Below are 21,848 nucleotides of genomic sequence, written 5' to 3'. Positions count from 1 at the left end.
TCCACATGCGCCCTTCGGACCCCATGACACGGATGAACTGGGGCTTGAGCTTTGCTACACAGGACGGATGTCGTCCCAAGCCGCCTATAAAGCCTCCGAGACCGTCTCATCGAGTGCCGCGCCCGCGCAGGACAGCCGCGTCACACCCATGATGGCGCAGTATATCGAGATCAAGGCCGCCAACCCGGACAGCCTGCTGTTCTACCGGATGGGGGATTTCTACGAGCTGTTCTTCGAGGACGCCGAGATCGCCAGCCAAGCGCTCGGCATCGTGCTTACCAAGCGCGGCAAGCACCAGGGGCAGGACATCCCCATGTGCGGCGTGCCCGTCGAGCGAGCCGACGACTATCTCCAGCGCCTCATCGGCCTGGGTCACCGGGTGGCCGTCTGCGAGCAGACCGAGGATCCGGCCGAGGCGAAGAAACGGGGCTCCAAGTCGGTGGTGCGCCGCGACGTGGTGCGCCTCGTCACCCCCGGCACGATCACCGAGGAGCGCCTGCTGGAGCCCGGCCGGGCCAATTACCTGCTGGCCATCGCTCGGCGCCGGGCCTCCGACACGCAATGGTGCTACGGCTTGGCCGCCCTCGACATATCCACAGGCCATTTCGTCTTAAGTGAGACCGACGGCACGGGCCTCTCGGCCGAGATCGCCCGCTTCGAGCCCCGCGAGATCCTGGTGCCCGACGTGATCCACGACGATCCGGAGCTGAAGGGCTTCTGGCAGGAGACCCGCGCCTCCATCACGCCCCTGTCCCGCGAGGGCCTCGATCCGGCCTCGGCCGAGCGGCGGCTGAAAAGCTATTTCGGGGTCGCGACGCTCGATGCTTTCGGGGCCTTCAGCCCGGCCGAGATCACGGCGGCGGGCAGCGCGCTGTTCTATGTCGAGAAGACGCAGATCGACAGCCGCCCGGTTCTCAACCCGCCCTCCCGCGACACCTCCGGCGCGGCGCTCGCTATCGATGCGGCGACCCGCGCCAACCTGGAACTGACCCGCACCCTGTCGGGCGAGCGGGCGGGCAGCCTGCTGGCCACCATCGACTGCACGGTGACGCCGGGCGGCGCGCGGCTGCTGGCCGAGCGGCTCGCCGGCCCCCTCACCCATCCGGGCCTGATCCGCGACCGGCAGGATTCGGTCACGGCCCTCGTCGAGAACGGCGACCTGCGCGACCGGCTGCGGCGCACCCTCAAACGCTCGCCAGACATCGCCCGCGCCCTCTCGCGCCTCAGCCTGGGACGCGGCGGGCCGCGAGACTTGGCCTGCGTACGTGATGGCCTGTTCGCGGCGCGGGAGCTTGGGCTTGAGCTGGCGATTGCGCCCAATCTGCCGAGGGAGCTCTCGGAATCCGCCCAGGTGCTCCAAGGCCTGCGCACAGATGTAGCGGACCGATTGAGCGCCGCTCTTGCCGACGAACTGCCTCTGCTCAAGCGCGATGGCGGCTTCATTCGCGCCGGTTTCGACCCGAACCTCGACGAGCTGCGCGAACTGCAGCAGGATTCCCGCCGTTTCATCGCGGCCCTCCAGGCGCGCTACGCCACCGAGACCGGCTGCCGGACGCTCCGCGTCAAGCACAACCACATGATCGGCTACTTCGTGGAAGTGCCGCAGAATGTGGGCGAGGACCTGCTCAAGGAGCCCTGGAAGGACACCTTCGTCCATCGCCAGACCATGGCAGGCGCCATGCGCTTCTCGACCATGGAACTGGGCGAACTCGAGTCGAAGATCGCTTCTGCTGCCGACCGGGGACTGAAGATCGAACTCGCGCTGTTCGACGAGATGGTGCAGGCGCTGCTCGATCTCACGGCGGATATCGCGACGGCTGCGGAAGCGATGGCCGTCATCGACGTCACGGCGGCGCTCGCCGATCTCGCCATGCGCCTCGACTGGACCCGCCCTGTGGTCGACACCGGCCTCGCCTTCACGATCAAGGGCGGCCGCCATCCCGTGGTCGAGGCCGCGCTTAAGCGTGAGGGCGTTCCGTTCATCGCCAACGACTCGGACCTGTCCGGCAAGGATGCAGGGCACATCCTGCTCATCACCGGCCCGAACATGGGCGGCAAGTCCACCTATCTGCGCCAGAACGCGCTCATCGTCGTGCTGGCCCAGATGGGCTCCTACGTTCCGGCGAGGGAAGCCCATATCGGCATCGTCGACCGGCTCTTCTCCCGGGTGGGCGCTGCCGACGATCTGGCGCGGGGCCGCTCGACCTTCATGGTCGAGATGGTGGAAACCGCTGCCATCCTCAATCAGGCCACCGCCCGATCCCTCGTGATCCTCGACGAGATCGGCCGCGGCACCGCCACGTTCGACGGTTTGTCCATCGCCTGGGCGGCCATCGAGCATCTGCACGAGACCAACCGCTGCCGGGCGCTGTTTGCCACCCATTTCCACGAACTGACGGCGCTGGCCGAGCGCATGGCGCGCATCTCGAACGCGACCCTGAAGGTCACGGAATGGAACGGCGAGGTGGTGTTCCTGCACGAGGTCGTCCCCGGCGCCGCCGACCGCTCCTACGGGTTGCAGGTGGCGCGTCTCGCGGGCCTGCCGTCACCGGTCGTCGAGCGGGCGAGGACGATCCTGAGCGAACTGGAGAGATCCGACCGCGAGGCTCCGAAGCGCGCGTTGCTCGACGACCTGCCGCTCTTCGCCGTGCCCGTCCGCAACGAGCCCCCACCGGCACCAAAACAGGATGCCCTGCGGGCCGCGCTTGCTGCTCTCGATCCCGATCAGATGACCCCTCGGGAGGCGCTCGATGCGCTCTACCGGCTCAAGTCACAGAATTAGGGCATCGAATTGAATCCCAGAAGTGGAGGCCACTTCTGGATCCGATGCTTCGGCCGCAAGGGCCGTCAGGACATTTGGGAGCTACGCTGGCGGGCCGCTGGGCCGAAAGGGACGAAGGTGACCGTTCGCGCCTCCTGAGCCTCGCGCGGTTGGCCGGCCATCACATAGGCGAGAGCCTCCCGCACGCCGCGCTCTGTATAAGGCTTGGCGATGACGCCCCAGGCGCCTGCGAAATCCTCAGGGATACGCTTGGCATTGGCGGTCATGAACAGCACCGTGACCTCATGCTCGCTGCTGAGATGGCGCGCTACGTCAACGCCCGTCGGGCCATCCGACAGATGAATGTCGACAAAGGCGATATCGGGCTTGAGATCCCGGCCGAGGGAAAGGGCGTCCTTGGACGAGGCTGCGATGCCCACGACGTCATGCCCCAGATCCTGGAGCAGGCTTTCGAGTTCGAGCGCGATCAGGATTTCATCCTCGACGACGAGGATGCGCAAAGGCTTATCGCTACTCAACCCGAATCTCCTCCGCGACGGCGGACAGTCCAAACTCTGCGCGTGTACCTGGCTTTCGATTGCGCCAGGTCAACTGCCCTCTTGTTCGACAGATCAGCATGGTGACTTCCGAGAAGCATCAATGTTTCATGGGCAGGGTGCGCCTTGCGGCTTCAGCGGAATGGAGTCGATCCGTGTCAGCAATGGCCCCTCCCGAACAGGCGTTTTGGAGACTTAGTCGCCCTTCGGCCTTCCCTGTACAGTTGGGTTCAACGCTCATCCAGGAGCAGGGTTCCGCAAGAAAATCGAGTCCACCCCCAAGAGCATGGCAACACTATCGCGTTTCAGAACTCCACGCTAACATCGGGGTCTGCGGGAGGTCGAAGCCGGATGGTGACGCGCGTTTCCACTGTTGCGTTCGAGGGAATCGAGGCGCGGACGGTCGATGTCCAGGTTCAGATTTCCCCCGGTGCGGTCGCCTTCACCATCGTCGGCCTGCCGGACAAGGCTGTGGCGGAGTCCCGCGAGCGGGTCCGCTCGGCCCTGATCGCCTCGGGCCTCGCGCTCCCGGCCAAGCGCATCACGGTCAACCTCGCCCCGGCCGACCTGCCGAAGGAAGGCAGCCATTACGACCTGCCCATCGCCCTTGCGGTCATGGGGCCATTCCGGCGGATGCCCTGGGCGGCTTCACGGTTCTGGGCGAACTGGCGCTCGACGGCACGATCACCACTGTCGCGGGAGCGCTCCCCGCCGCCATGGCGGCCCATGAACGTGGGCATGGACTGATCTGCCCAGCGGCCTGCGGCTCGGAGGCCGCCTGGGCCGGCAGCGACATCGAAATCCTGGCGCCGCGTTCCCTGATCCAGCTCGCCAACCACTTCAAGGGCACCCAGGTGCTGGCACGTCCCGAGCCCGCCATCATGCCCACCTCCGGCATGCTGCCCGATCTCAGGGACATCAAGGGCCAGGAAAGCGCCAAACGGACCCTCGAGATCGCGGCGACCGGGGCGCACAATCTCCTGATGAACGGGCCGCCCGGCGCCGGCAAGTCCATGCTGGCCCAGCGCCTGCCCTCCATCCTGCCGCCGCTCTCCCCGCGGGAACTCCTGGAGGTGTCGATGATCCAGTCGGTGGCGGGACTGCTGGCCGAGGGCGCCCTGTCGAACCGCCGCCCATTCCGGGCCCCGCACCATTCGGCCTCCATGGCGGCGCTGGTGGGCGGCGGCCTCAACGCCCCCCCCCGGCGAGGCTTCGCTTGCCCATCACGGGGTGCTCTTTCTCGATGAGCTGCCGGAATTCCAGCCTCAGGTGCTCGACTCCTTGAGGCAGCCGATCGAGGCAGGCGAGATCCTGATCGCCCGCGCCAATCACCGGGTCACATATCCCGCGCGCTTCCAGCTCGTCGCCGCCATGAATCCCTGCCGCTGCGGGCAGGCCACGGAGCCCGGCTATGTCTGCCGCCGCCAGCCGAACGAGCGCTGCATCGCGCAGTACCAGGCGCGGCTCTCCGGCCCGCTCCTCGACCGTATCGATCTGTCCATCGACGTGCCGGCCGTCACCGCCGCCGACCTGATCCTGCCGTCCCCCACTGAAGGCTCTGCCGAGGTGGCGGCCCGGGTGGCCCATGCTCGCGAGCGGCAGGCCAAACGCTATGCGGCCCTGAAGCTCGATGGCGTGACCACCAATGCCGCCTGCCCGCCGGCGCTGCTGGAGGACGTGGCGCAGCCCGATCCGGAGGGCCTGTCCCTGATCCGCGATGCGGCCAACGCGATGCGCCTCTCCGCCTGCGGCTTCCACCGGGTGCTGAAGGTGGGCCGCACCCTGGCCGACCTCGACGGGGAGGAGCGCGTCCGGCGCATCCATGTGGCCGAGGCCCTTTCCTACCGGGCCCACACGGACCGGCGCCCGGCCGCTGCGTGATGGAAGGACAAGGATCCCTTCCCGCCAGCTTGTGAATCCCTGAATCGGTCCCGATATTTTCCACCGGCACACAATTGTTTTCTGTCACAAAACAGTTTGGTACCGGCTTTATGTCATAGCGGAAGCGGAGCGGCGTCAGCCACGATCCGGCGCCGGTTAGACGATTCTGTGAGGCAGCGATGAGCGACTATCTTTCGAACCATGCCGCGGCCGGCCTGGCTCCCATCGATCCGCGTCCTCACGGGTTCAAGTTCATGCCCGGAGGCGACAGGATCGTCCGCGACTATGGCAGCCTCGATCCGGTTCTCGGTCGGATCGGCTCCCTCGAGGTTCGCCTGGCGACCACCGCCAAGGACATCCGACGGGCCCAGCGCCTGCGCTTCAAGGTGTTCTACGAGGAGATGTCGGCCTCCCCCAGCGGCGCAGCCCTGATCTCCCGCCGGGACGTGGACGAGTACGATCGGATCTGCGACCACATCCTCGTGCTCGATCACGATGTGAGGCCCAAGCCCTTCCGCCCGGCCAAGCCGAAGGTGGTGGGCACCTACCGCCTGCTTCGCCAGGACATCGCGGCGAGCCACGGCGGGTTCTACACGCGGGGCGAATATGACATCGCGCCGCTCCTGAAGGCTCATCCCGGCTTGCGCTTCCTGGAGCTCGGCCGCTCCTGCGTGCTCAAGCCCTATCGCACCAAGCGCACGGTCGAACTGCTGTGGCACGGGATCTGGGCTTATGTGCTCCATTATCGAATCGATGTGATGATGGGCTGCGCCAGCCTGGAGGGCACCGACCCACGGGCGCTGGCGCTTCCTTTGAGCTTCCTGCACCACTATGCCGCCGCACCGGTCGAGTGGCAGGCCCGCGCTCTGCCGGAACGCTTCACCCCCATGGACATCCTGCCCAAGGACGCCATCGATCCGAAGGCTGCCCTTCATGCCCTGCCGCCCCTGATCAAGGGCTATCTGCGCGTCGGCGCCACCTTCGGGACGGGCGCGGTGATCGACCGGCAGTTCGGCACTACGGACGTGCTCGTCGTCCTGCCCGTCTCGGCCATCAACCCGCGCTACATCGACCACTTCGGCCCGACGGCGAACCGCCACGCGGCGTGAGCGGGTTAGGCCAGGGTCTCGGCGTCTGGCGCCATCGCCCTGCGCCATTCCTCGCGCACGTCCTGATCGCTCTCCTGCCCCAGCCGCTCTGCGGCATGCCGCGCCAGCGCCTCGGGCGGCAGCAAGCGCCCGAGCGCCCAGATCGCCATGGCGCGCACCAGCGGCGAGGCGTCGTCCAGCAGCCGCTCGGCCTCTTCGGCGAGACCCGCATCGCCTGCGTTGCCGATGGCGATCAGCACGTTGCGGATGAACCGGTCGCGGCCCGTGCGCTTGATCGGCGTACCGGCGAAGCGGGTGCGGAACGAAGGATCGTCGAGGCGGGCGAGATCCGCCAGCGGCAGGAGAGCAAGATCGTCGCGCTGCACGAGCCGCGCCTCGCGGCCGGCCTGCGCGAACTTGTTCCAGGGGCACACCGCCAGGCAATCGTCGCAGCCGAAGATGCGGTTGCCGATGCCGGAGCGCAGCTCCTCGGGGATATGCCCCTTATGCTCGATGGTGAGATACGAGATGCAGCGGCGCGCATCGAGCTGGTAGGGCGCCGGAAAGGCGCCCGTCGGGCAGACGTCGAGGCAGCGGCGGCAGGAGCCGCAATGGTTGCGCTCCGGCGCGTCGGCAGGCAATTCCGCCGTGGTGAAGATGGCGCCTAAGAACAGCCAGTTGCCGAACTCGCGCGATACGATCACGGTGTGCTTGCCCTGGAAGCCGAGGCCCGCCGCTTCGGCCAGCGGCTTTTCCATCACCGGCGCCGTATCGACGAACACCTTCACGTCGGACGAAGCTTTCGAGGCCAGGAAGCCCGCCGCCTCCTTCAGCTTGCCCTTGATCACGTCATGGTAGTCGCGGTTGCGGGCATAGACCGAGATGTAGCCGCGATCCTTGTGCGCCAGCTCCGCGAGAGGATCGTCAGCCGGGCCGTAGTTCAGCCCGAGCAGGATGACGCTGCGCACCTCGGGCCAGAGGGTGCGTGGGTCGGCGCGGCGCTCTGCCGTGTCCGCCATCCAGTCCATGGAGCCGTGATGCCCGGCCGCGAGCCAGGCCTGAAGACGCTCCGGCGCGAGCGGGATCGAATCCGGCCGGGCAATGCGGACGGTATCGAAGCCGAGCGCCCTGGCACGCTCGACGAAGGCGCGCTTCAGCCCCTCGCCGTCTAGAAGTCCAGGTTGTCGTAGTGGTCCGCCGGCGCCATGCCCGGCACCCGGTCCGCCAGGAGCGCGCGAAAGGACGGCCGGGACTTGATCCTGGCGTACCAAAGCTTCGCTGTCTCGTCCTCGTTCCATGGCACGTCGCCGAGATAATCCACCACCGACAGATGGGCCGCCGCCGCCAGATCCGCATAGGTCATCTGGTCGCCGGCGAGCCAATTCCGCTGGGAAATCAGAAAACCGATATATTTGAGATGGTATCGCACATTGGTCTGGGCCGCGCGAATCGCACCCATGTCCGGCGGACCGCCCCCGAGTTCGCCCGGCATGAACCGCTTATAGATCTTTTCTGTGGCAAGGTAGTCCGACACCTCGCCGTGGAACTTGATCAGGAACCAGTCGAGCAGGCGGCGCACCTCGACCCGCCCGGCGAGGTCGCCAGGCAGGAACCGGCGATCGCGAAGCTCGTCCCCCCTGGTCTCGTCCAGATATTCCGCTATGCCCACCGGCCCGGGCACCGCGAGGCCGTTGTCATCGACCAGAAGCGGCAGATTGCCGGCCGGATTGATCTCGAGATACGGGATGCGCCGATCCCACGGCTTCTCCTCGACCACATCCGGTTCAAGGCCGAGTTCCGCAACGATGAGCCGCGCGAACCGCGACTGCGGGCAAAAGGGATAAGAATGCAGGGTGGCCATGAATGATGCTGACGCGAAACAGGCGGCAAGAATAAGGCCGTGCTTCGTTAAGGGTTGGTAAGGAATATTGGTGAATCTCATGTCTCTGACGCAGAAGGGCCGCGCCTGCAGCGCAAACCTTTCTTGACAGAGGTCGAGGCGCTCCCGCATCTGGCGCCGTTCTCAGGATTTTCAACGATGTCGCAAATCATCGAGGCGCTCTTTCTCGGCCTCATCGAAGGGCTGACGGAGTTTCTCCCCGTCTCCTCCACCGGCCACCTGCTCCTCGTCGGCCACTTCCTGGGGTTCGAATCGACGGGCAAGACCTTCGAGGTGCTGATCCAGCTCGGCGCGATCCTGGCGATCCTGTCGGTCTACTTCAACAAGCTCTGGTCGATCGCCAAGGCCCTGCCGCACGATCCCATGGCGCGCCACTTCGTCATCGGCATGCTGGTGGCCTTCCTGCCCGCGGCCCTGATCGGCGCGGTGCTGCACGGCTTCATCAAGGAAGTGCTCTTCGACCCGTGGATCGTGTGCGTGACGCTCATCGTCGGCGGCTTCGTGCTGCTGGCCATCGACCGGATGCCCCTGGAGGCGACGAAGACGGACGCAACCCAGTTCCCCCTGTCGATGTACTTCAAGATCGGCCTCATCCAATGCGTGGCCATGGTCCCGGGCGTGTCTCGCTCAGGCGCCACCATCGTGGGCGCCATGCTGATGGGCGCCTCGAAGCGCGCCGCCGCTGAATTTTCGTTCTTCCTGGCGATGCCCACCATGGCGGGCGCTTTCACCTACGACCTGTTGAAGAACTACAAGATCCTCTCCGCCAACGACGCCGCGATCATCGTGGCAGGATTCATTTCCGCCTTCGTGGCCGCACTCGTCGTGGTGAAGATGCTGCTCGACTATGTGTCGCGCCACGGCTTCACGCCCTTCGCCTATTGGCGCATCCTCGTCGGAGCCGCGGGTCTTGCAGGCCTCATGGTCTACGGCTGATCCGTGCTGTCGCGCGACGAGGCTCTGGCCGTCACTCTCTCCATTGCGGTCGCGTTGCTGGTTGCAGCATCTGCGATCATTGCAAGTGCAACTGCGGTGTCTCAAGCTCCGAGTCAGGGCTCGGCTCCAGGGCCATCCTGCGCTGAATGGACCGACAGTTGCGTTGTCTGCCGGCGTGTTCCGGAAGGGCTGGCCTGCTCGACGCCCGGCATCGCCTGTGTTCCGACCCAGCCCCGCTGCCTCAGGCCCACGGGTGTTCCGATTTAGGGAATCGTCTTGTCCGGATAGCGGCACAGGTCGTTGACCGGGCAGCGCCAGCATTCGGGCTTGCGCGCCTTGCAGATGTAGCGGCCGTGCAGGATGAGCCAGTGGTGGGCGTGGAGCCGGTATTCGTCCGGGATCAGCTTTTCGAGGGCCACCTGCGTGTCCAGCGGCGTCTTGGTGATCGCGAGCGGCAGGCGGTTGGTGACGCGGAAGATGTGGGTGTCGACCGCCACCCGCGGATCCCCGAACGCGATGTTGACCACGACGCTTGCGGTCTTGCGCCCGACGCCCGGCAGGGTCTCGAGGATCTCGACGGAACGGGGGACCTCGCCGCCGAACTCCTCCACGAGGCGCCGGGCCATGGCGATGACGTTCTTCGCCTTGGTGTTGAAGAAGTTCAGCGTCTTGATGTGCTGGCGCAAGCCTTCCTCGCCGAGCTCGAGCATCCTCTGCGGCGTGTCGGCCACGGGAAACAGCGCGCGGGTCGCCTTGTTGACGCCCACGTCCGTGGCCTGCGCCGAGAGCGTCACGGCGACCAGCAGCGTATAGGGGTTGGTGTAGTCGAGCTCGCCCTTGGGCTCCGGATTGGCCGCGTGCCAGCGGCGGAAGATCTCGACCATCGTGGCCCGGTCGACAGGCTTCGGCACGCGGGAGCGCACGGCCTTGCCGACGGCTTTCGCCGGCACGGCGGCCTTCTGTTTGGGCTTCGAAATGCGACGGGATGGCTGCTTCAGATCGGACATCTCTGCGTTATATCCAGGCTATGGCAGGCAGCAAGGCGACATTTGATGGCGCGGACCGGTTCGAGCAGCCGGTGTTTTCGGCCGTCATCCGTCCGCACCGGTCGCTGAGCCCGCAGGGGTTCAGGATCGTCATGGTGCTGGTCTGCCTCACCTCCCTGGTGGCGAGCATCCCCTTTGTGGTGATGGGCTTCTGGCCGGTGGCCGGGTTCTTCGGCCTCGATTTTCTGGGCCTCTACATCGCCTTCCGGGTCAGCTACCGGCAGGGCGACGCCTTCGAGCTGCTCGAGCTGACCCCGATCCGCCTCCTGTTCCGCAAGGTGGACCCGAGAGGCGAGGTGAAGGACTGGCAGTTCAACCCGCTCTGGACCCGCCTCGACCGGAAGATCGACGACGAATACGGCATGCAGCAATTGGCGCTTTCCTCCCGCAACGACCACGTGGTGATCGCCCGCGATCTCTCCCCGGCGGAACGCGAAACCCTGGCCGAAGCCTTGGGCCGCGCCCTCGCGGATGTGAAGCGGGGCTATTGAGAAAGAACCAGCACGGTGTGGCCCGCAGCGTGAGCTGCGAGCCTGAAGGTCAGTCGAGGGTGGCGTGTCGTGCAGCCCGGCTCGATGCTATGGTGTGGAAGGTGAGAGCCAAGCTGCTCGTCACGCGCGGTTTGTTTCAGCGGACCTGGATCAAGCCAGGATCGGCCACCCGCGATCACAGGTTTGCGAGACCTGCGGCGGGACCGCTCCTCACCCCGCATCTGCGACGCCTCGCGAGCGCGCCCCTCGTCGGGCGAGGATGTCCATAGCTATAGCCCAGCTTAGGACCAAAATCAAGAACAAAATGAGAACATACGCCTGTCTTCCCTCTCCCCTCTGCGCAAGAGGGGGGCCCTCGCGTCAGCGAGGGTCGGGAGAGGGGCACTCCTCCATCCACGTCACAGCCCCGGAATTCGTTCAGGAAGGCTTGTGCCGCCTTCATGCTTCCGAAACGTAGCCTAAAGTATTCATGGCCTATCTGCTTATTGTCAGGCTGAGCATGCTATGAATGCCAAGCTTAACTTAGCTAGGGGCAAAACCTGATGAGCAAGAAGTCCTTCATCGACCTGGACCTGTTCGACGATCTTTTCGAGGATGCCACACCGGACGTTACGGCAACCGCCACCACCTGGACGGTCAAGTTCACATCGGGATCCTATGCCGGCTATACGCTGACGCTGAAGGGCACTGGCCTCTCGGGAAGCACTGTCCTGCCGGGCACCGGAACCGTCAGCGATATCACCCTGATGGATGGTGAAACCTCCCTCGTCGCCATCACGGGCCTGTCGACCCCAGCGGCTCGCCTTCTCAAGGCCGCAGACCTCGAAGACGACGAGGATGAGGACGACGAGGATGAGGATGATGAGGACGAGGATGACGACGACATCCTGTGCGGCGACGACGATGACGACGTCAGGGGCGGCATCGGAGACGATGACATCTACGGCGGCACAGGAGACGATTCGCTCTCCGGCGGGGCGAATGACGATCTTCTCTGCGGCGAGGGCGGCAACGACGACTTGCTCGGCGGAAGCGGCAAGGACGATCTTCGGGGCGGTGCCGGCAGGGACGATCTCTACGGCGGGTCCGGCAGGGACATCCTTCGCGGCGGCAACGGCTTCGACAAATTCATCTTCAAGTCCAAGGGCGATAGCGGCGCGACCGCTGCCGCCTGCGACGTGATCACCGACTTCCTGCGGGGCGACAAGATCGATTTCTCCGCCATCGACGCGAATACGAAGGCCGCTGGCAACCAGCGCTTCAAATTCGTGGCCGAACTCACCGGCAAGGCCAGCGAGCTGGAATGGGACAGGACCTCGAAGGGGTTCAAGGTCAGCGGCGACGTCGACGGCGACGGCAAGGCCGACTTCAGCGTTCAGGTGAACAGTTCCGTCGTCAAGCTCTACGGGTCAGACTTCCTGCTCTGACAGGCCTGGCCCTTCCTGCGTGAGAACCCTGCCCTTCGAGGCAGGGTTTTTCCATGGGCTTCGATGGAACACGCTCCCTAACGCTGGGCAGTGCCTTGGGATGCGCAACAGAAATCGGGTGTCGCGTGCCCGCTCAATGGCTAGGATGGTCGGCAATGAAGGATCATCCCCATGCTCGATACCTTGCGCGACATCACCATCGAACCGGCCGACCTCATGGTGCCGGACGAGCCCCATTCCGATTACGAGCGCGTGCGCCGGATCATCGCGTATATCTCCGAGCGCTGGCGCGAGCAGCCGTCCTTGGAAGCGATCGCCGACCATGTGGGCCTGTCCACCACTCATGTGCATCACCTGTTCCGGCGCTGGGCCGGCCTGTCGCCTAAGGCCTTTCTCCAGGCGATCACGCTCGACAACGCCAAGGCGCTGCTGGCGGATTCCGCCAGCGTGCTCGACGCCACCTATGAGCTCGGCCTCTCGGGGCCGGCCCGGCTGCACGACCTGTTCGTCACCCACGAGGCCATGACGCCGGGCGACTACAAGGCGGGCGGTGCAGGGCTCACCATGCGCTTCGGCTTCCACCCCTCGCCCTTCGGCGAGGCGCTGCTGGTCGTGACCGACCGGGGGCTCGCAGGGCTCGGCTTCGTGGATGACGGAGACCGCCGGGCGGCGCTCGCCGACATGACCCGCCGCTGGCCGAAGGCCGAATACGTGGAGGACCCGGCCGCCACGGCGCCGGTGGCGAAACGCATCTTCAGCCCGTCGCAGTGGCAGGCGGAGCAGCCGCTCCGGGTGGTGCTCATCGGCACGGATTTCGAGGTCCGGGTCTGGCAGACCCTGCTGCGGATTCCCCGCGACCGGGCCACCACCTATTCCGACATCGCCCGCCACATCGGCAAGCCCGCCGCCTGCCGGGCCGTGGGCGCGGCGGTGGGCAAGAACCCGGTCTCCTTCGTGGTGCCCTGCCACCGGGTGCTCGGCCGCTCCGGCGCGCTCACCGGCTACCATTGGGGGCTCACCCGAAAGCAGGCGATCCTGGGCTGGGAGGCCGGGCGGAGCCTGAGCGGAGGCGAAGCTTAGGCGTTTCCGTCCTGCCGCAGGTGCAGGTAAAGCGGGTCGAAATCCCCCGCTGCCTTCAATCTCTCCCAGTCCAGGATGCTCACCTGCGTTCCCCGGCTGCGGATGAGCCCGTCGGCCCGCAGCTCCTGCAGGACCCGGTTGACGTGGACCGTGCTGGCCCCGATGGCGTCCGCGAGCTCTGTCTGGGTGATGGGCAGATCGAAGGTCTCGTCCTCCACCAGGCCCACGGCCTTGAGGCGGACGAACAGCTCGCACAGAAGATGGGCCATCCGGTTGTAGGCCTCGCGGCGCCCGATGCCGGTCATCCACTCCCGGAAGATCGAGCCGTCGACGAGGGTCTCGCGCCACAGGGCGGCGGTGATCCGCGGATAGCGGTTGCAGAGGTCGTGCAGGGCCTCGTGCGGGATGAAGCCCAGCGTACAAGGGCTCACCGTGGCGACGCTGTTGTCCATGACCTTCAGGTGGAGGCTCTGCAGGTCGGGGATGTCCCCGGGCACGTGGAAGGCCACGATCTGGCGCTTGCCCTCGGCGGTGAGCTTGTAGACGCAGGTGAAGCCTTCCAGGATCAGACAGGACTGGGATGGGCGGTCCCCGATGCGCACGATGTCCCGATCGGGCTTGAAGACCGTGACCTGAACCGGGAGGCTGTCGAGGGCCTGCCTCTCCTCGTCTGTCAGCGCGAAGATGCTCTCCAGCTTGCGGATCATCAGGCCATTCGGGGAACGGGCCATCATGGTCGGGCTCCTTCTCGCGGGAACGGCGTCCCGCAACAGCCACAGCCACACCGGCTATGCGTCGGGCATGGTAGGCCCGAGCCTCCCGCTTGACCAGCCTCTGGTCAAGAGCCCTTCAGCTGCTTGGAATTCCAGGCTTTTTACGCCCCGCGATGGAATTCCGAACAAACCACCGGTTCCTTGAGTTGTCAGACACCAGGCCGTGAGGGAATGCCGTTGGCGCGCTACTTTTTCGATACATACGATGGCAGCCGTCTCATCTCCGATACCGAAGGAATCGAGCTGCAGAACGTCGGAATGGCCAGGATCGAGGCCCAGAAGGCCCTGCCCGACCTGGCGCGCGATGCCCTCCCTGACGGGGACCAGAAGACCTTCATCGTCAGCGTCCGGGATGAGGGCGGGCAGGTGGTCCTGAGGGCAGCGCTCACCCTGATCGTCGAAATGGCTCCCGAAAACCGCCCCGCCTGAACCCGCTTCCAAGAACCTGCCCCAGGTCCGGCAACCCCGGCGCCCCGCCCCGTATTGCAGGAATGCAACAGCGTCCGGCTCCGACGAATTGGCGCAAACTAGCGCCCATGATCGTCTTGCAGCCCTGAAAACCCCTTCTTATATCGTGGCCAGCACGGGGCACGGCTCGGTTTGAGGCGGCCCCGGCGATTTGTCAGCAACATGTAAGCCATGGGCCGAGCTGCTTTGAGGGCTCGGCGGTCTGCTTGAAAGTGAGGGATCCCGCCATGGGTAAGGTCATTGGTATCGACCTCGGCACCACCAATTCCTGCGTCGCAGTCATGGAAGGCTCGACGCCCAAAGTCATCGAAAACGCGGAAGGCGCCCGGACGACGCCGTCCATCGTGGCGTTCACGGACGAAGGCGAGCGCCTCGTCGGCCAGCCGGCCAAGCGCCAGGGGGTCACGAACCCGTCGCGCACGTTCTTCGCCATCAAGCGCCTGATCGGCCGCACCTTCGACGACCCCATGACCAAGAAGGACATGGGCCTCGTCCCCTATCCCATCGTGAAGGGCGGCAACAACGACGCCTGGGTCGAGGCCGACGGCAAGCAGATGTCGCCCTCGCAGATTTCCGCCTTCACCCTTCAGAAGATGAAGGAGACGGCCGAGTCCTATCTCGGGCAGCCGGTGACGCAGGCGGTCATCACGGTTCCGGCCTATTTCAACGACGCCCAGCGTCAGGCCACCAAGGACGCCGGCAAGATCGCCGGTTTGGAAGTCCTGCGCATCATCAACGAGCCGACGGCGGCTGCCCTGGCCTATGGCCTGGACAAGAAGCAGTCCGGCATGATCGCGGTCTATGACCTCGGCGGCGGCACCTTCGACGTGTCCGTGCTCGAGATCGGCGACGGCGTGTTCGAGGTGAAGTCCACAAACGGCGACACCTTCCTCGGCGGCGAGGACTTCGACATGCGCCTCGTCGAGTACCTGGCGGCGGAGTTCAAGAAGGAACAGGGCATCGACCTGACCAAGGACAAGCTCGCCCTTCAGCGCCTGAAGGAAGCGGCCGAGAAGGCCAAGATCGAGCTGTCCTCGGCCTCCCAGACCGAGATCAACCTGCCCTACATCACGGCGGATGCCTCCGGTCCGAAGCACCTGGCCCTCAAGCTCTCGCGCGCCAAGTTCGAGCAGCTCGTGGACGACCTCGTGCAGAAGACCATCGAGCCCTGCCGCAAGGCCCTCAAGGATGCCGGCATCTCGCCGGGCGACATCGACGAGGTGGTTCTGGTCGGCGGCATGACCCGCATGCCCAAGATCCAGGAAGTGGTGAAGCAGTTCTTCGGCAAGGAGCCCCACAAGGGCGTCAACCCGGATGAGGTCGTGGCCATCGGCGCTGCGATCCAGGCCGGCGTGCTCCAGGGCGACGTGAAGGACGTTCTGCTTCTCGACGTGACCCCGCTGTCGCTGGGCATCGAGACGCTCGGCGGCGTGTTCACCCGCCTGATCGACCGCAACACGACGATCCCGACGAAGAAGAGCCAGGTGTTCTCCACCGCGGAAGACAACCAGAACGCGGTGACGATCCGGGTCTTCCAGGGCGAGCGCGAGATGGCGGCGGACAACAAGCTGCTCGGCCAGTTCGACCTCGTGGGCATTCCCCCCGCACCGCGCGGCGTGCCGCAGATCGAGGTGACCTTCGACATCGACGCGAACGGCATCGTGAACGTCACGGCGAAGGACAAGGCGACCGGCAAGGAGCACCAGATCCGCATCCAGGCATCGGGTGGTCTGTCCGACGCCGACATCGAGAAGATGGTGAAGGACGCCGAGGCTCACGCCGAGGAAGACAAGAAGCGTCGCGAGCTCGTCGAGGCCAAGAACCAGGGCGAGAGCCTGATCCACGCCACCGAGAAGTCGCTCACCGAGTACGGCGACAAGGTGTCCGAAGCCGACAAGCAGGGCATCACCACCGCCATCGACGCGCTGCGTCAGGCGCTGGCCGGTGAGGATTCCGAGGTCATCAAGGCCCGCACCACGGACCTGATGCAGGCCTCCATGAAGCTCGGCGAAGCCATGTACGCGGCGGCTCAAGGCGCGCCCGGCGAGGGCGGCGAGCAGCCGGAAGGCGAGACGGCCCAGAAGGACGACGTCATCGACGCCGACTTCCAGGAAGTCGACGAAGGCGACAAGAAAAAGCGCGCCTGAAGATGAGCGCTCTTTAGAGAATTCGGCACCCGGTTTCATGACCGGGTGCCGTTTTCGTGAAACAAGCTTGAAACACCCATGACCGATCAACCGACCGCTTTTCGCGATGCTCCGGCAAGGACTTTAGGAGTCCTTCCCTGTGCAGCGCATGCAATGCGGACGATGAACAAGACGGAGCGGCCGGCCGCTCCGAGGGGCGCCTGACATGTCCAAGCGCGATTACTACGAGGTTCTCGGCGTTGCGAAGACTGCGACCGAGGCGGAGATGAAATCCGCCTTCCGGAAACTCGCGATGCAGTATCACCCGGACCGCAACCCGGGCGACCACGAGGCCGAGGTCAAGTTCAAGGAAATCAACGAGGCCTACCAGACCCTCTCGGACGGCCAGAAGCGCGCCGCCTACGACCGCTACGGCCATGCGGCCTTCGCCAATGGCGGCGGAGCCGGCGGTCCGGGCTTCAACGGCGATTTCTCCGACTTCATGTCGGACATCTTCGAGAACTTCTTCGGCGATGCCGGCGGCGCGCGGGGCCGCGGCGGCCGTAGCGCAGGCGGGCGCGAGCGCGGCGCCGACATGCGCTACAACCTCGAGATCAGCCTCGACGAGGCCTTCCACGGCAAGAACGCCGAACTCAGGATCCCGACCTCCGTCACCTGCGAGGCCTGCACAGGCTCCGGGGCGAAGCCGGGCTCGAAGCCCAAGGCCTGCCCCACCTGCGGCGGCGCCGGTCGCGTGCGGGCCACGCAAGGTTTCTTCTCCATCGAGCGCACCTGCCCCAACTGCCATGGGCGCGGCGAGGTCATCGACGACCCCTGCACCTCCTGCGGCGGCGCCGGACGCGTCACCCGCGAGCGCACGCTCTCGGTCAACATCCCGGCGGGCGTCGAGGACGGCACGCGCATCCGCCTTGCGGGCGAAGGCGAGGCCGGCCTGCGCGGCGGGCCTGCGGGCGACCTCTACATCTTCCTGTCGATCAAGCCGCATCCGTTCTTCCAGAGGGACGGCGCGGACCTGTTCTGCCGCGTCCCCATCTCCATGGTGACGGCGGCGATCGGCGGCGAGTTCAATGTGCCGACGCTCGGCGGCTCCGAGGCCCTCGTGAAGGTGCCCGAGGGCACCCAGACCGGCAAGCAGTTCCGCCTGCGCGGCAAGGGCATGCCGGTGCTGCGCTCGCGCGACGTGGGCGACCTCTACATTCAGGTTGTTGTGGAAACCCCGCAGAAGCTCACCAAGCGCCAGCGCGAGCTCCTGATGGAGTTCGACCAGGAGTGCTCCAAGGAAAATCACCCGGAGAGCTCGGGATTTTTCTCGCGTTTCCGCGAGTTTCTCGACGGCCTGGGCGGATCAACTTAACTTGACGGTCGTTTTCTTTGGATTCTAAAGAGCGAACGTGATCTGCAAGATCGAGGGGTCAGCTTAGTGGTTCAGTCGTTCCAACGGCCAACGGCCCGGAAAATCCCTCTCAAGAAAGATCGCTTCCAGGATGAGGCGCGCTTCCTGCGTTCCTGGCTCGAACGACCGCTCACCGTCGGCGCGGTCACCCCGTCCGGCAAGGTCCTGGCCAGGACCATGGCGTCCTACGTGGACCCGCGCATTCCCGGCCCGGTGATCGAGCTCGGCCCCGGCACCGGCCCGGTGACCGATGCCCTGATCCGCCGCGGCGTGGCCCAGGACCGGCTGGTCCTCATCGAGTACAACCCCGAATTCTGCCAGCTGCTGAAGCGCCGCTTTCCCAAGGCGACGATCATCCAGGGCGATGCCTACGACCTGAAGGAGACGCTCTCGGGCATCCTGGCAGAGCCCGGGGCCGCCACCGTGTCGAGCCTGCCGCTCTTCACCAAGCCCATGGATCAGCGCCTGGAGCTTCTGGAGACCGCCCAGGAGATGATGCATCCGGGCGCGCCCTTCATCCAGTTCACCTACGCGGTGGTGCCGCCGATCCCGGCGCGCTCGGACAGCTACAGCGCCCGCGCCTCCAACCGGATCTGGCGCAACCTGCCCCCGGCCCGCGTCTGGGTCTACAACAAGGTCATGAACCCATGAGCGCCGCGATGTCCCTTCCGACCAATCCCGTTTCCGAAGGCGACATCCGCGACAGGCTCATCATCGGTCTCGACGTTCCGTCCGTCGAGGAGGCGCGCGCGCTCGTGGAGCGCATCGGCGATGCCGGCACCTTCTACAAGATCGGCTACCAGCTCGCCTATGCGGGCGGGTTCGAGTTCGCCCGCGATCTGATCGGCCAGGGCAAGAAGGTCTTCCTCGACCTCAAGCTCCACGACATCGGCAACACGGTGGAGGAAGGCGTGCGCTCGGTAGCGCGCCTCGGCGCCACGTTCCTGACCGTCCACGCCTATCCGCAGACCGTGCGCGCGGCCGTGGCTGGCAAAGCCGGCACGGACCTGAAGATCCTCGCGGTCACCGTGCTCACCTCGTACGACGACGACGACCTCGTGGAGGCGGGCTATGCGCCCGTCCCGGCGGCGGACCTCGTGGCGCGTCGCGCGGAGCAGGCCCGCGATGCCGGCATCGACGGCATCGTCTGCGCCGCCACGGAAGCGCAGCGCGTGCGCGCCATCGTCGGCCGCAACCGTCTCATCGTCACCCCCGGCATCCGCCCGGCCGGCGCGGACGCGGGCGACCAGAAGCGCATCGTCACGCCAGCGGAGGGCATCAGGCTCGGGGCCAACCACCTCGTGGTCGCCCGTCCCATCGTAAAGGCCGCCGATCCGCGCGCGGCAGCACAAGCCATCGTGCGCGACATCGCCGGCGCCTGAGACACACACGATGCTTACTCGCCTGCTTCTTGCGTGCTCCTGCCTGCTCGCGCTCGCCGGGGCAGCCCGGGCCGATACCTGCACCCTCGTCACCGAACTCGACACCGGCCGCGTGCTGAAGCGCGAGGGTGATTGCGAGCGCCGCAACAGCCCGGCCTCCACCTTCAAGGTCCCATTGAGCGTGATGGGCTACGATGCCGGCATCCTCAAGGACGAGGACGAGCCCGCCTGGCCCTATAAGCCCGAATACAAGGCCTGGAACGAGGCGTGGCGGAAGACCATCACGCCGCGTCCGTGGCTGCGCGACTCCGTCGTCTGGTATTCGCATGTTCTGACCCGCGAGATGGGCATGGAGCGCTTCCGGCGTTATGTCGATGCGTTTCAATACGGCAATCGCGACATCGGCGGCGACAAGGGCAAGGCCAATGGGCTCACCCACGCCTGGCTCAGCTCATCGCTGCAGATCTCGCCCGTCGAGCAGATCGGTTTTCTCCGCAGGCTCCTCAAGGGCGAACTGCCGGTCTCCGCCAAGGCCCATGACATGACGCTTGCGGTCATGCCGACGTTCCCGCTGCCCGACGGATGGACGGCCCACGCCAAGACGGGCTCGGGCTTTCAGCCGTCGCGAGACGGCAGCCCCAACCGCGAGCGTCAGTTCGGCTGGTTCGTTGGATGGGCGCAGAAGGGCGAGCGCAGGATCCTGTTCGCGCGCCTGATCCGCGACGAGCGCAAGGAAACATCCGTGGCGAGCTTCCGCGCCCGCGACAGCCTACTGGCGGACCTGCCCGCTCTGATCGCCGATTGATGCGCTCGGAAAACCCGCGACGGCGGCTTGACGCTGCGGCCGCCCTGGCGTTCGCTGCGTCACCTCAAATCAAAAGGAGCGCCCGATGCCCAAAGGCTATGTCATTGCCCGCGTGACCGTCACCAACCCCGAGGCCTATGCGGAATATGCCAAGGGCGCCACGGAAGCGATCCGTCAGTATGGCGGCCGTCCCCTGGTGCGCGGCGGCGCCTATGAGGCGCTCGAGGGCGAGGCGCGCCCCCGCAATGTGGTGATCGAGTTCGACTCGGTCGAGCAGGCCAGAACCTATTACAACTCTCCCGAATACCAGGCTGCGAAGGCCAAGCGCGACGGCGCCTGCGTGGCCGAATTCGTGCTCGTGGAAGGAGCTTGAAAATGAAGGGCTATTGGATCGGCCGCGTCGACGTCACGAACCCCGACGCCTACCAGAACTACGTGAAGGCCAATGCGGTGCCGTTCGCCAAATACGGCGCCCGCTTCCTGGTGCGCGGCGGCGCGTACCGGATCGGCGAAGGCGAAGCCCGCGCCCGCAACGTGGTGATCGAGTTCCCGACCTACGAGGCGGCCCTGGAGTGCTGGGACTCGCCCGAGTACCAAGCCGCCAAGGCCGAGCGCGACGGCCACGCGGTCGCCGACATCATCATCATCGAAGGCTACGAGGGTCCGCAGCCGGGGTGAGGAATTCCCTGCCCTCTCCCCTCTGTGGGAGAGGGTGGCGAACGGAGTGAGCCGGGAGAGGGGAAGTCCGGTCGAGCACAGCCCCTCTCCCACCCTGCTTCGCAGGGCACCCTCCCCCGCAAAGGGGGGAGGGGAAGGACGCGCTTCTCAGCCGTCCCCTGAGCCGCTATATCCGAGCCCGACCTAACAGGAGAACGGCCATGAGCGAGATGCGACTTGTCGTGGTGGGTGCCGCAGGACGCATGGGGCGCATGCTCATCAAGGCCGTGGCTGAGGCGGAAGGCTGCGCGCTCGTCGGTGCCATCGAGCGGGAGGGCTCGCCCGCTCTCGGGCAGGATGCAGGGCTTCTCGCCGGCGTCGGGCAACTCGGCGTTACCGTGACCGACGATCCCCTGCCGGTCTTTGCCCAGGCCGACGGCGTGCTCGACTTCACGGCGCCCGCCGGAACGGTGGCCTTCGCAGCACTCGCGGCCCAGGCGCGCATCGTGCATGTGATCGGCACAACCGGCTTGGCAGAAGCCGATTTCACCAAGCTTGAGGCAGCCGCGCGCCATGCGCGCATCGTCCAGTCCGGCAACATGTCGCTCGGCGTCAACCTGCTCGCGGGCCTCGTGCGCAAGGTCGCCGCGACGCTTGGCGAGGATTTCGACATCGAGGTGCTGGAAATGCACCACCGCATGAAGGTCGACGCGCCCTCGGGCACCGCGCTCCTTCTCGGCGAAGCTGCCGCGGAAGGCCGCAAGATCTCGCTGAAGGATCGCTCCGTGCGCAGCCGCGACGGGCATACCGGCGCGCGCAATCCCGGCGATATCGGCTTTGCGACGCTTCGCGGCGGCACTGTGGTCGGCGAGCATTCGGTGATCTTTGCAGGCAGTGGCGAGCGCCTGGAGTTGTCGCACCGGGCCGAGGACCGGGGCCTCTTCGCCCGCGGCGCCGTGAGGGCCGCCCTGTGGGGCTTCGACAAGAAGCCGGGCTATTACACCATGGACCATGTTCTTGGCCTCGATCGGCTCTAAAACTCTCTTACATCTCATC

The 21,848-nt window shown here is 66.0% G+C and carries 20 protein-coding genes and 1 pseudogene; 16 read left to right on the top strand and 5 right to left on the bottom strand.

The genetic code is table 11. The features are described 5' to 3' along the window. Positions 1 to 67 precede the first annotated feature (67 nt). Positions 68 to 2,782 (top strand): DNA mismatch repair protein MutS, encoded by a 2,715-nt coding sequence (mutS, locus tag MA07_RS21250; protein WP_036356478.1) that lies wholly within the window; start codon positions 68 to 70, stop codon positions 2,780 to 2,782. 65 nt (positions 2,783 to 2,847) lie between these two features. Here the strand turns inward: mutS and MA07_RS21245 are convergent, their stop codons facing one another. Then, complete coding sequence (locus MA07_RS21245; RefSeq protein ID WP_036356476.1) at positions 2,848 to 3,300, bottom strand: response regulator; 453 nt, start codon at positions 3,298 to 3,300, stop codon at positions 2,848 to 2,850. Between the two features lie 369 nt (positions 3,301 to 3,669). Here MA07_RS21245 and MA07_RS21240 point away from each other — a divergent pair. Further along, positions 3,670 to 5,199 (top strand): annotated as a pseudogene (locus MA07_RS21240) (YifB family Mg chelatase-like AAA ATPase). Between the two features lie 254 nt (positions 5,200 to 5,453). After that, positions 5,454 to 6,308 carry a GNAT family N-acyltransferase gene (locus MA07_RS21235; RefSeq protein ID WP_244445330.1) on the top strand — a complete coding sequence of 285 codons (855 nt, stop codon included), beginning with the start codon at positions 5,454 to 5,456 and terminating at the stop codon, positions 6,306 to 6,308. A gap of 5 nt (positions 6,309 to 6,313) precedes the next feature. On the opposite strand, the gene queG is transcribed toward MA07_RS21235, so the two are convergent. Further along, positions 6,314 to 7,558 (bottom strand): tRNA epoxyqueuosine(34) reductase QueG, encoded by a 1,245-nt coding sequence (gene queG / locus MA07_RS21230; RefSeq protein WP_200879416.1) that lies wholly within the window; start codon positions 7,556 to 7,558, stop codon positions 6,314 to 6,316. Then, on the bottom strand, positions 7,456 to 8,148 hold the full coding sequence (locus MA07_RS21225) for a glutathione S-transferase family protein (RefSeq protein WP_036356471.1): 693 nt from the start codon (positions 8,146 to 8,148) through the stop codon (positions 7,456 to 7,458). Before MA07_RS21225 ends, queG begins: the two co-directional genes overlap by 103 nt. A 177-nt stretch (positions 8,149 to 8,325) precedes the next feature. On the opposite strand from MA07_RS21225, the gene MA07_RS21220 reads away from it, so the two are divergent. Further along, on the top strand, positions 8,326 to 9,123 hold the full coding sequence (locus tag MA07_RS21220) for an undecaprenyl-diphosphate phosphatase (RefSeq protein WP_036356469.1): 798 nt from the start codon (positions 8,326 to 8,328) through the stop codon (positions 9,121 to 9,123). 263 nt (positions 9,124 to 9,386) lie between these two features. Here MA07_RS21220 and nth read toward each other — a convergent pair whose 3' ends face one another. Continuing rightward, complete coding sequence (gene nth, locus MA07_RS21215; RefSeq protein ID WP_036356466.1) at positions 9,387 to 10,130, bottom strand: endonuclease III; 744 nt, start codon at positions 10,128 to 10,130, stop codon at positions 9,387 to 9,389. Between the two features lie 20 nt (positions 10,131 to 10,150). Between nth and MA07_RS21210 the strand changes: the two genes are divergently transcribed. From MA07_RS21210 to MA07_RS21200, 3 genes are all read left to right on the top strand, one after another. Then, positions 10,151 to 10,660, top strand: a complete 510-nt coding sequence (locus MA07_RS21210) for a DUF2244 domain-containing protein (RefSeq protein ID WP_036356464.1) — start codon at positions 10,151 to 10,153, stop codon at positions 10,658 to 10,660. 542 nt (positions 10,661 to 11,202) lie between these two features. Then, positions 11,203 to 12,087 (top strand): hypothetical protein, encoded by an 885-nt coding sequence (locus MA07_RS30260; protein ID WP_052003406.1) that lies wholly within the window; start codon positions 11,203 to 11,205, stop codon positions 12,085 to 12,087. A 216-nt stretch (positions 12,088 to 12,303) separates the two neighbouring features. Next, positions 12,304 to 13,167 carry a bifunctional helix-turn-helix domain-containing protein/methylated-DNA--[protein]-cysteine S-methyltransferase gene (locus tag MA07_RS21200; RefSeq protein WP_036356974.1) on the top strand — a complete coding sequence of 288 codons (864 nt, stop codon included), beginning with the start codon at positions 12,304 to 12,306 and terminating at the stop codon, positions 13,165 to 13,167. Here the strand turns inward: MA07_RS21200 and MA07_RS21195 are convergent. Then, positions 13,164 to 13,901, bottom strand: a complete 738-nt coding sequence (locus MA07_RS21195; RefSeq protein WP_036356461.1) for a Crp/Fnr family transcriptional regulator — start codon at positions 13,899 to 13,901, stop codon at positions 13,164 to 13,166. The genes MA07_RS21200 and MA07_RS21195 overlap by 4 nt on opposite strands. Positions 13,902 to 14,117: 216 nt before the next feature. Here MA07_RS21195 and MA07_RS21190 point away from each other — a divergent pair, with 216 nt between their 5' ends. From MA07_RS21190 to dapB, 9 genes are all read left to right on the top strand, one after another. Continuing rightward, on the top strand, positions 14,118 to 14,369 hold the full coding sequence (locus MA07_RS21190) for a hypothetical protein (protein ID WP_036356971.1): 252 nt from the start codon (positions 14,118 to 14,120) through the stop codon (positions 14,367 to 14,369). A 266-nt stretch (positions 14,370 to 14,635) separates the two neighbouring features. After that, positions 14,636 to 16,555, top strand: a complete 1,920-nt coding sequence (gene dnaK / locus MA07_RS21185; RefSeq protein ID WP_036356458.1) for a molecular chaperone DnaK — start codon at positions 14,636 to 14,638, stop codon at positions 16,553 to 16,555. 205 nt (positions 16,556 to 16,760) lie between these two features. Then, positions 16,761 to 17,909: a molecular chaperone DnaJ gene (gene dnaJ, locus MA07_RS21180; protein WP_036356455.1), complete on the top strand. Its 1,149-nt coding sequence runs from the start codon at positions 16,761 to 16,763 to the stop codon at positions 17,907 to 17,909. A gap of 66 nt (positions 17,910 to 17,975) precedes the next feature. Beyond that, positions 17,976 to 18,599 carry an rRNA adenine N-6-methyltransferase family protein gene (locus MA07_RS21175; protein WP_036356453.1) on the top strand — a complete coding sequence of 208 codons (624 nt, stop codon included), beginning with the start codon at positions 17,976 to 17,978 and terminating at the stop codon, positions 18,597 to 18,599. 8 nt (positions 18,600 to 18,607) lie between these two features. Further along, positions 18,608 to 19,330, top strand: coding sequence for an orotidine-5'-phosphate decarboxylase (gene pyrF, locus MA07_RS21170; RefSeq protein WP_036356451.1), 723 nt, complete (start codon positions 18,608 to 18,610; stop codon positions 19,328 to 19,330). A gap of 10 nt (positions 19,331 to 19,340) precedes the next feature. After that, the gene (gene blaOXA / locus MA07_RS21165; RefSeq protein ID WP_052003405.1) at positions 19,341 to 20,135 is read left to right on the top strand and encodes a class D beta-lactamase; all 795 of its coding nucleotides are present in this window, start codon (positions 19,341 to 19,343) and stop codon (positions 20,133 to 20,135) included. 85 nt (positions 20,136 to 20,220) lie between these two features. Then, on the top strand, positions 20,221 to 20,508 hold the full coding sequence (locus MA07_RS21160) for a DUF1330 domain-containing protein (RefSeq protein ID WP_036356449.1): 288 nt from the start codon (positions 20,221 to 20,223) through the stop codon (positions 20,506 to 20,508). A 2-nt stretch (positions 20,509 to 20,510) separates the two neighbouring features. After that, on the top strand, positions 20,511 to 20,813 hold the full coding sequence (locus MA07_RS21155; RefSeq protein ID WP_036356446.1) for a DUF1330 domain-containing protein: 303 nt from the start codon (positions 20,511 to 20,513) through the stop codon (positions 20,811 to 20,813). Between the two features lie 209 nt (positions 20,814 to 21,022). Beyond that, entirely contained in the window at positions 21,023 to 21,829 is an 807-nt protein-coding gene (dapB, locus tag MA07_RS21150) for a 4-hydroxy-tetrahydrodipicolinate reductase (RefSeq protein ID WP_036356966.1), read from the top strand. Positions 21,830 to 21,848: the final 19 nt, after the last annotated feature.

Origin of the sequence: Microvirga sp. BSC39, assembly GCF_000739015.1 — a bacterium.
Classification (GTDB): Bacteria; Pseudomonadota; Alphaproteobacteria; order Rhizobiales; family Beijerinckiaceae; genus Microvirga.
This window is presented reverse-complemented; position numbering and strand designations above follow the sequence as displayed.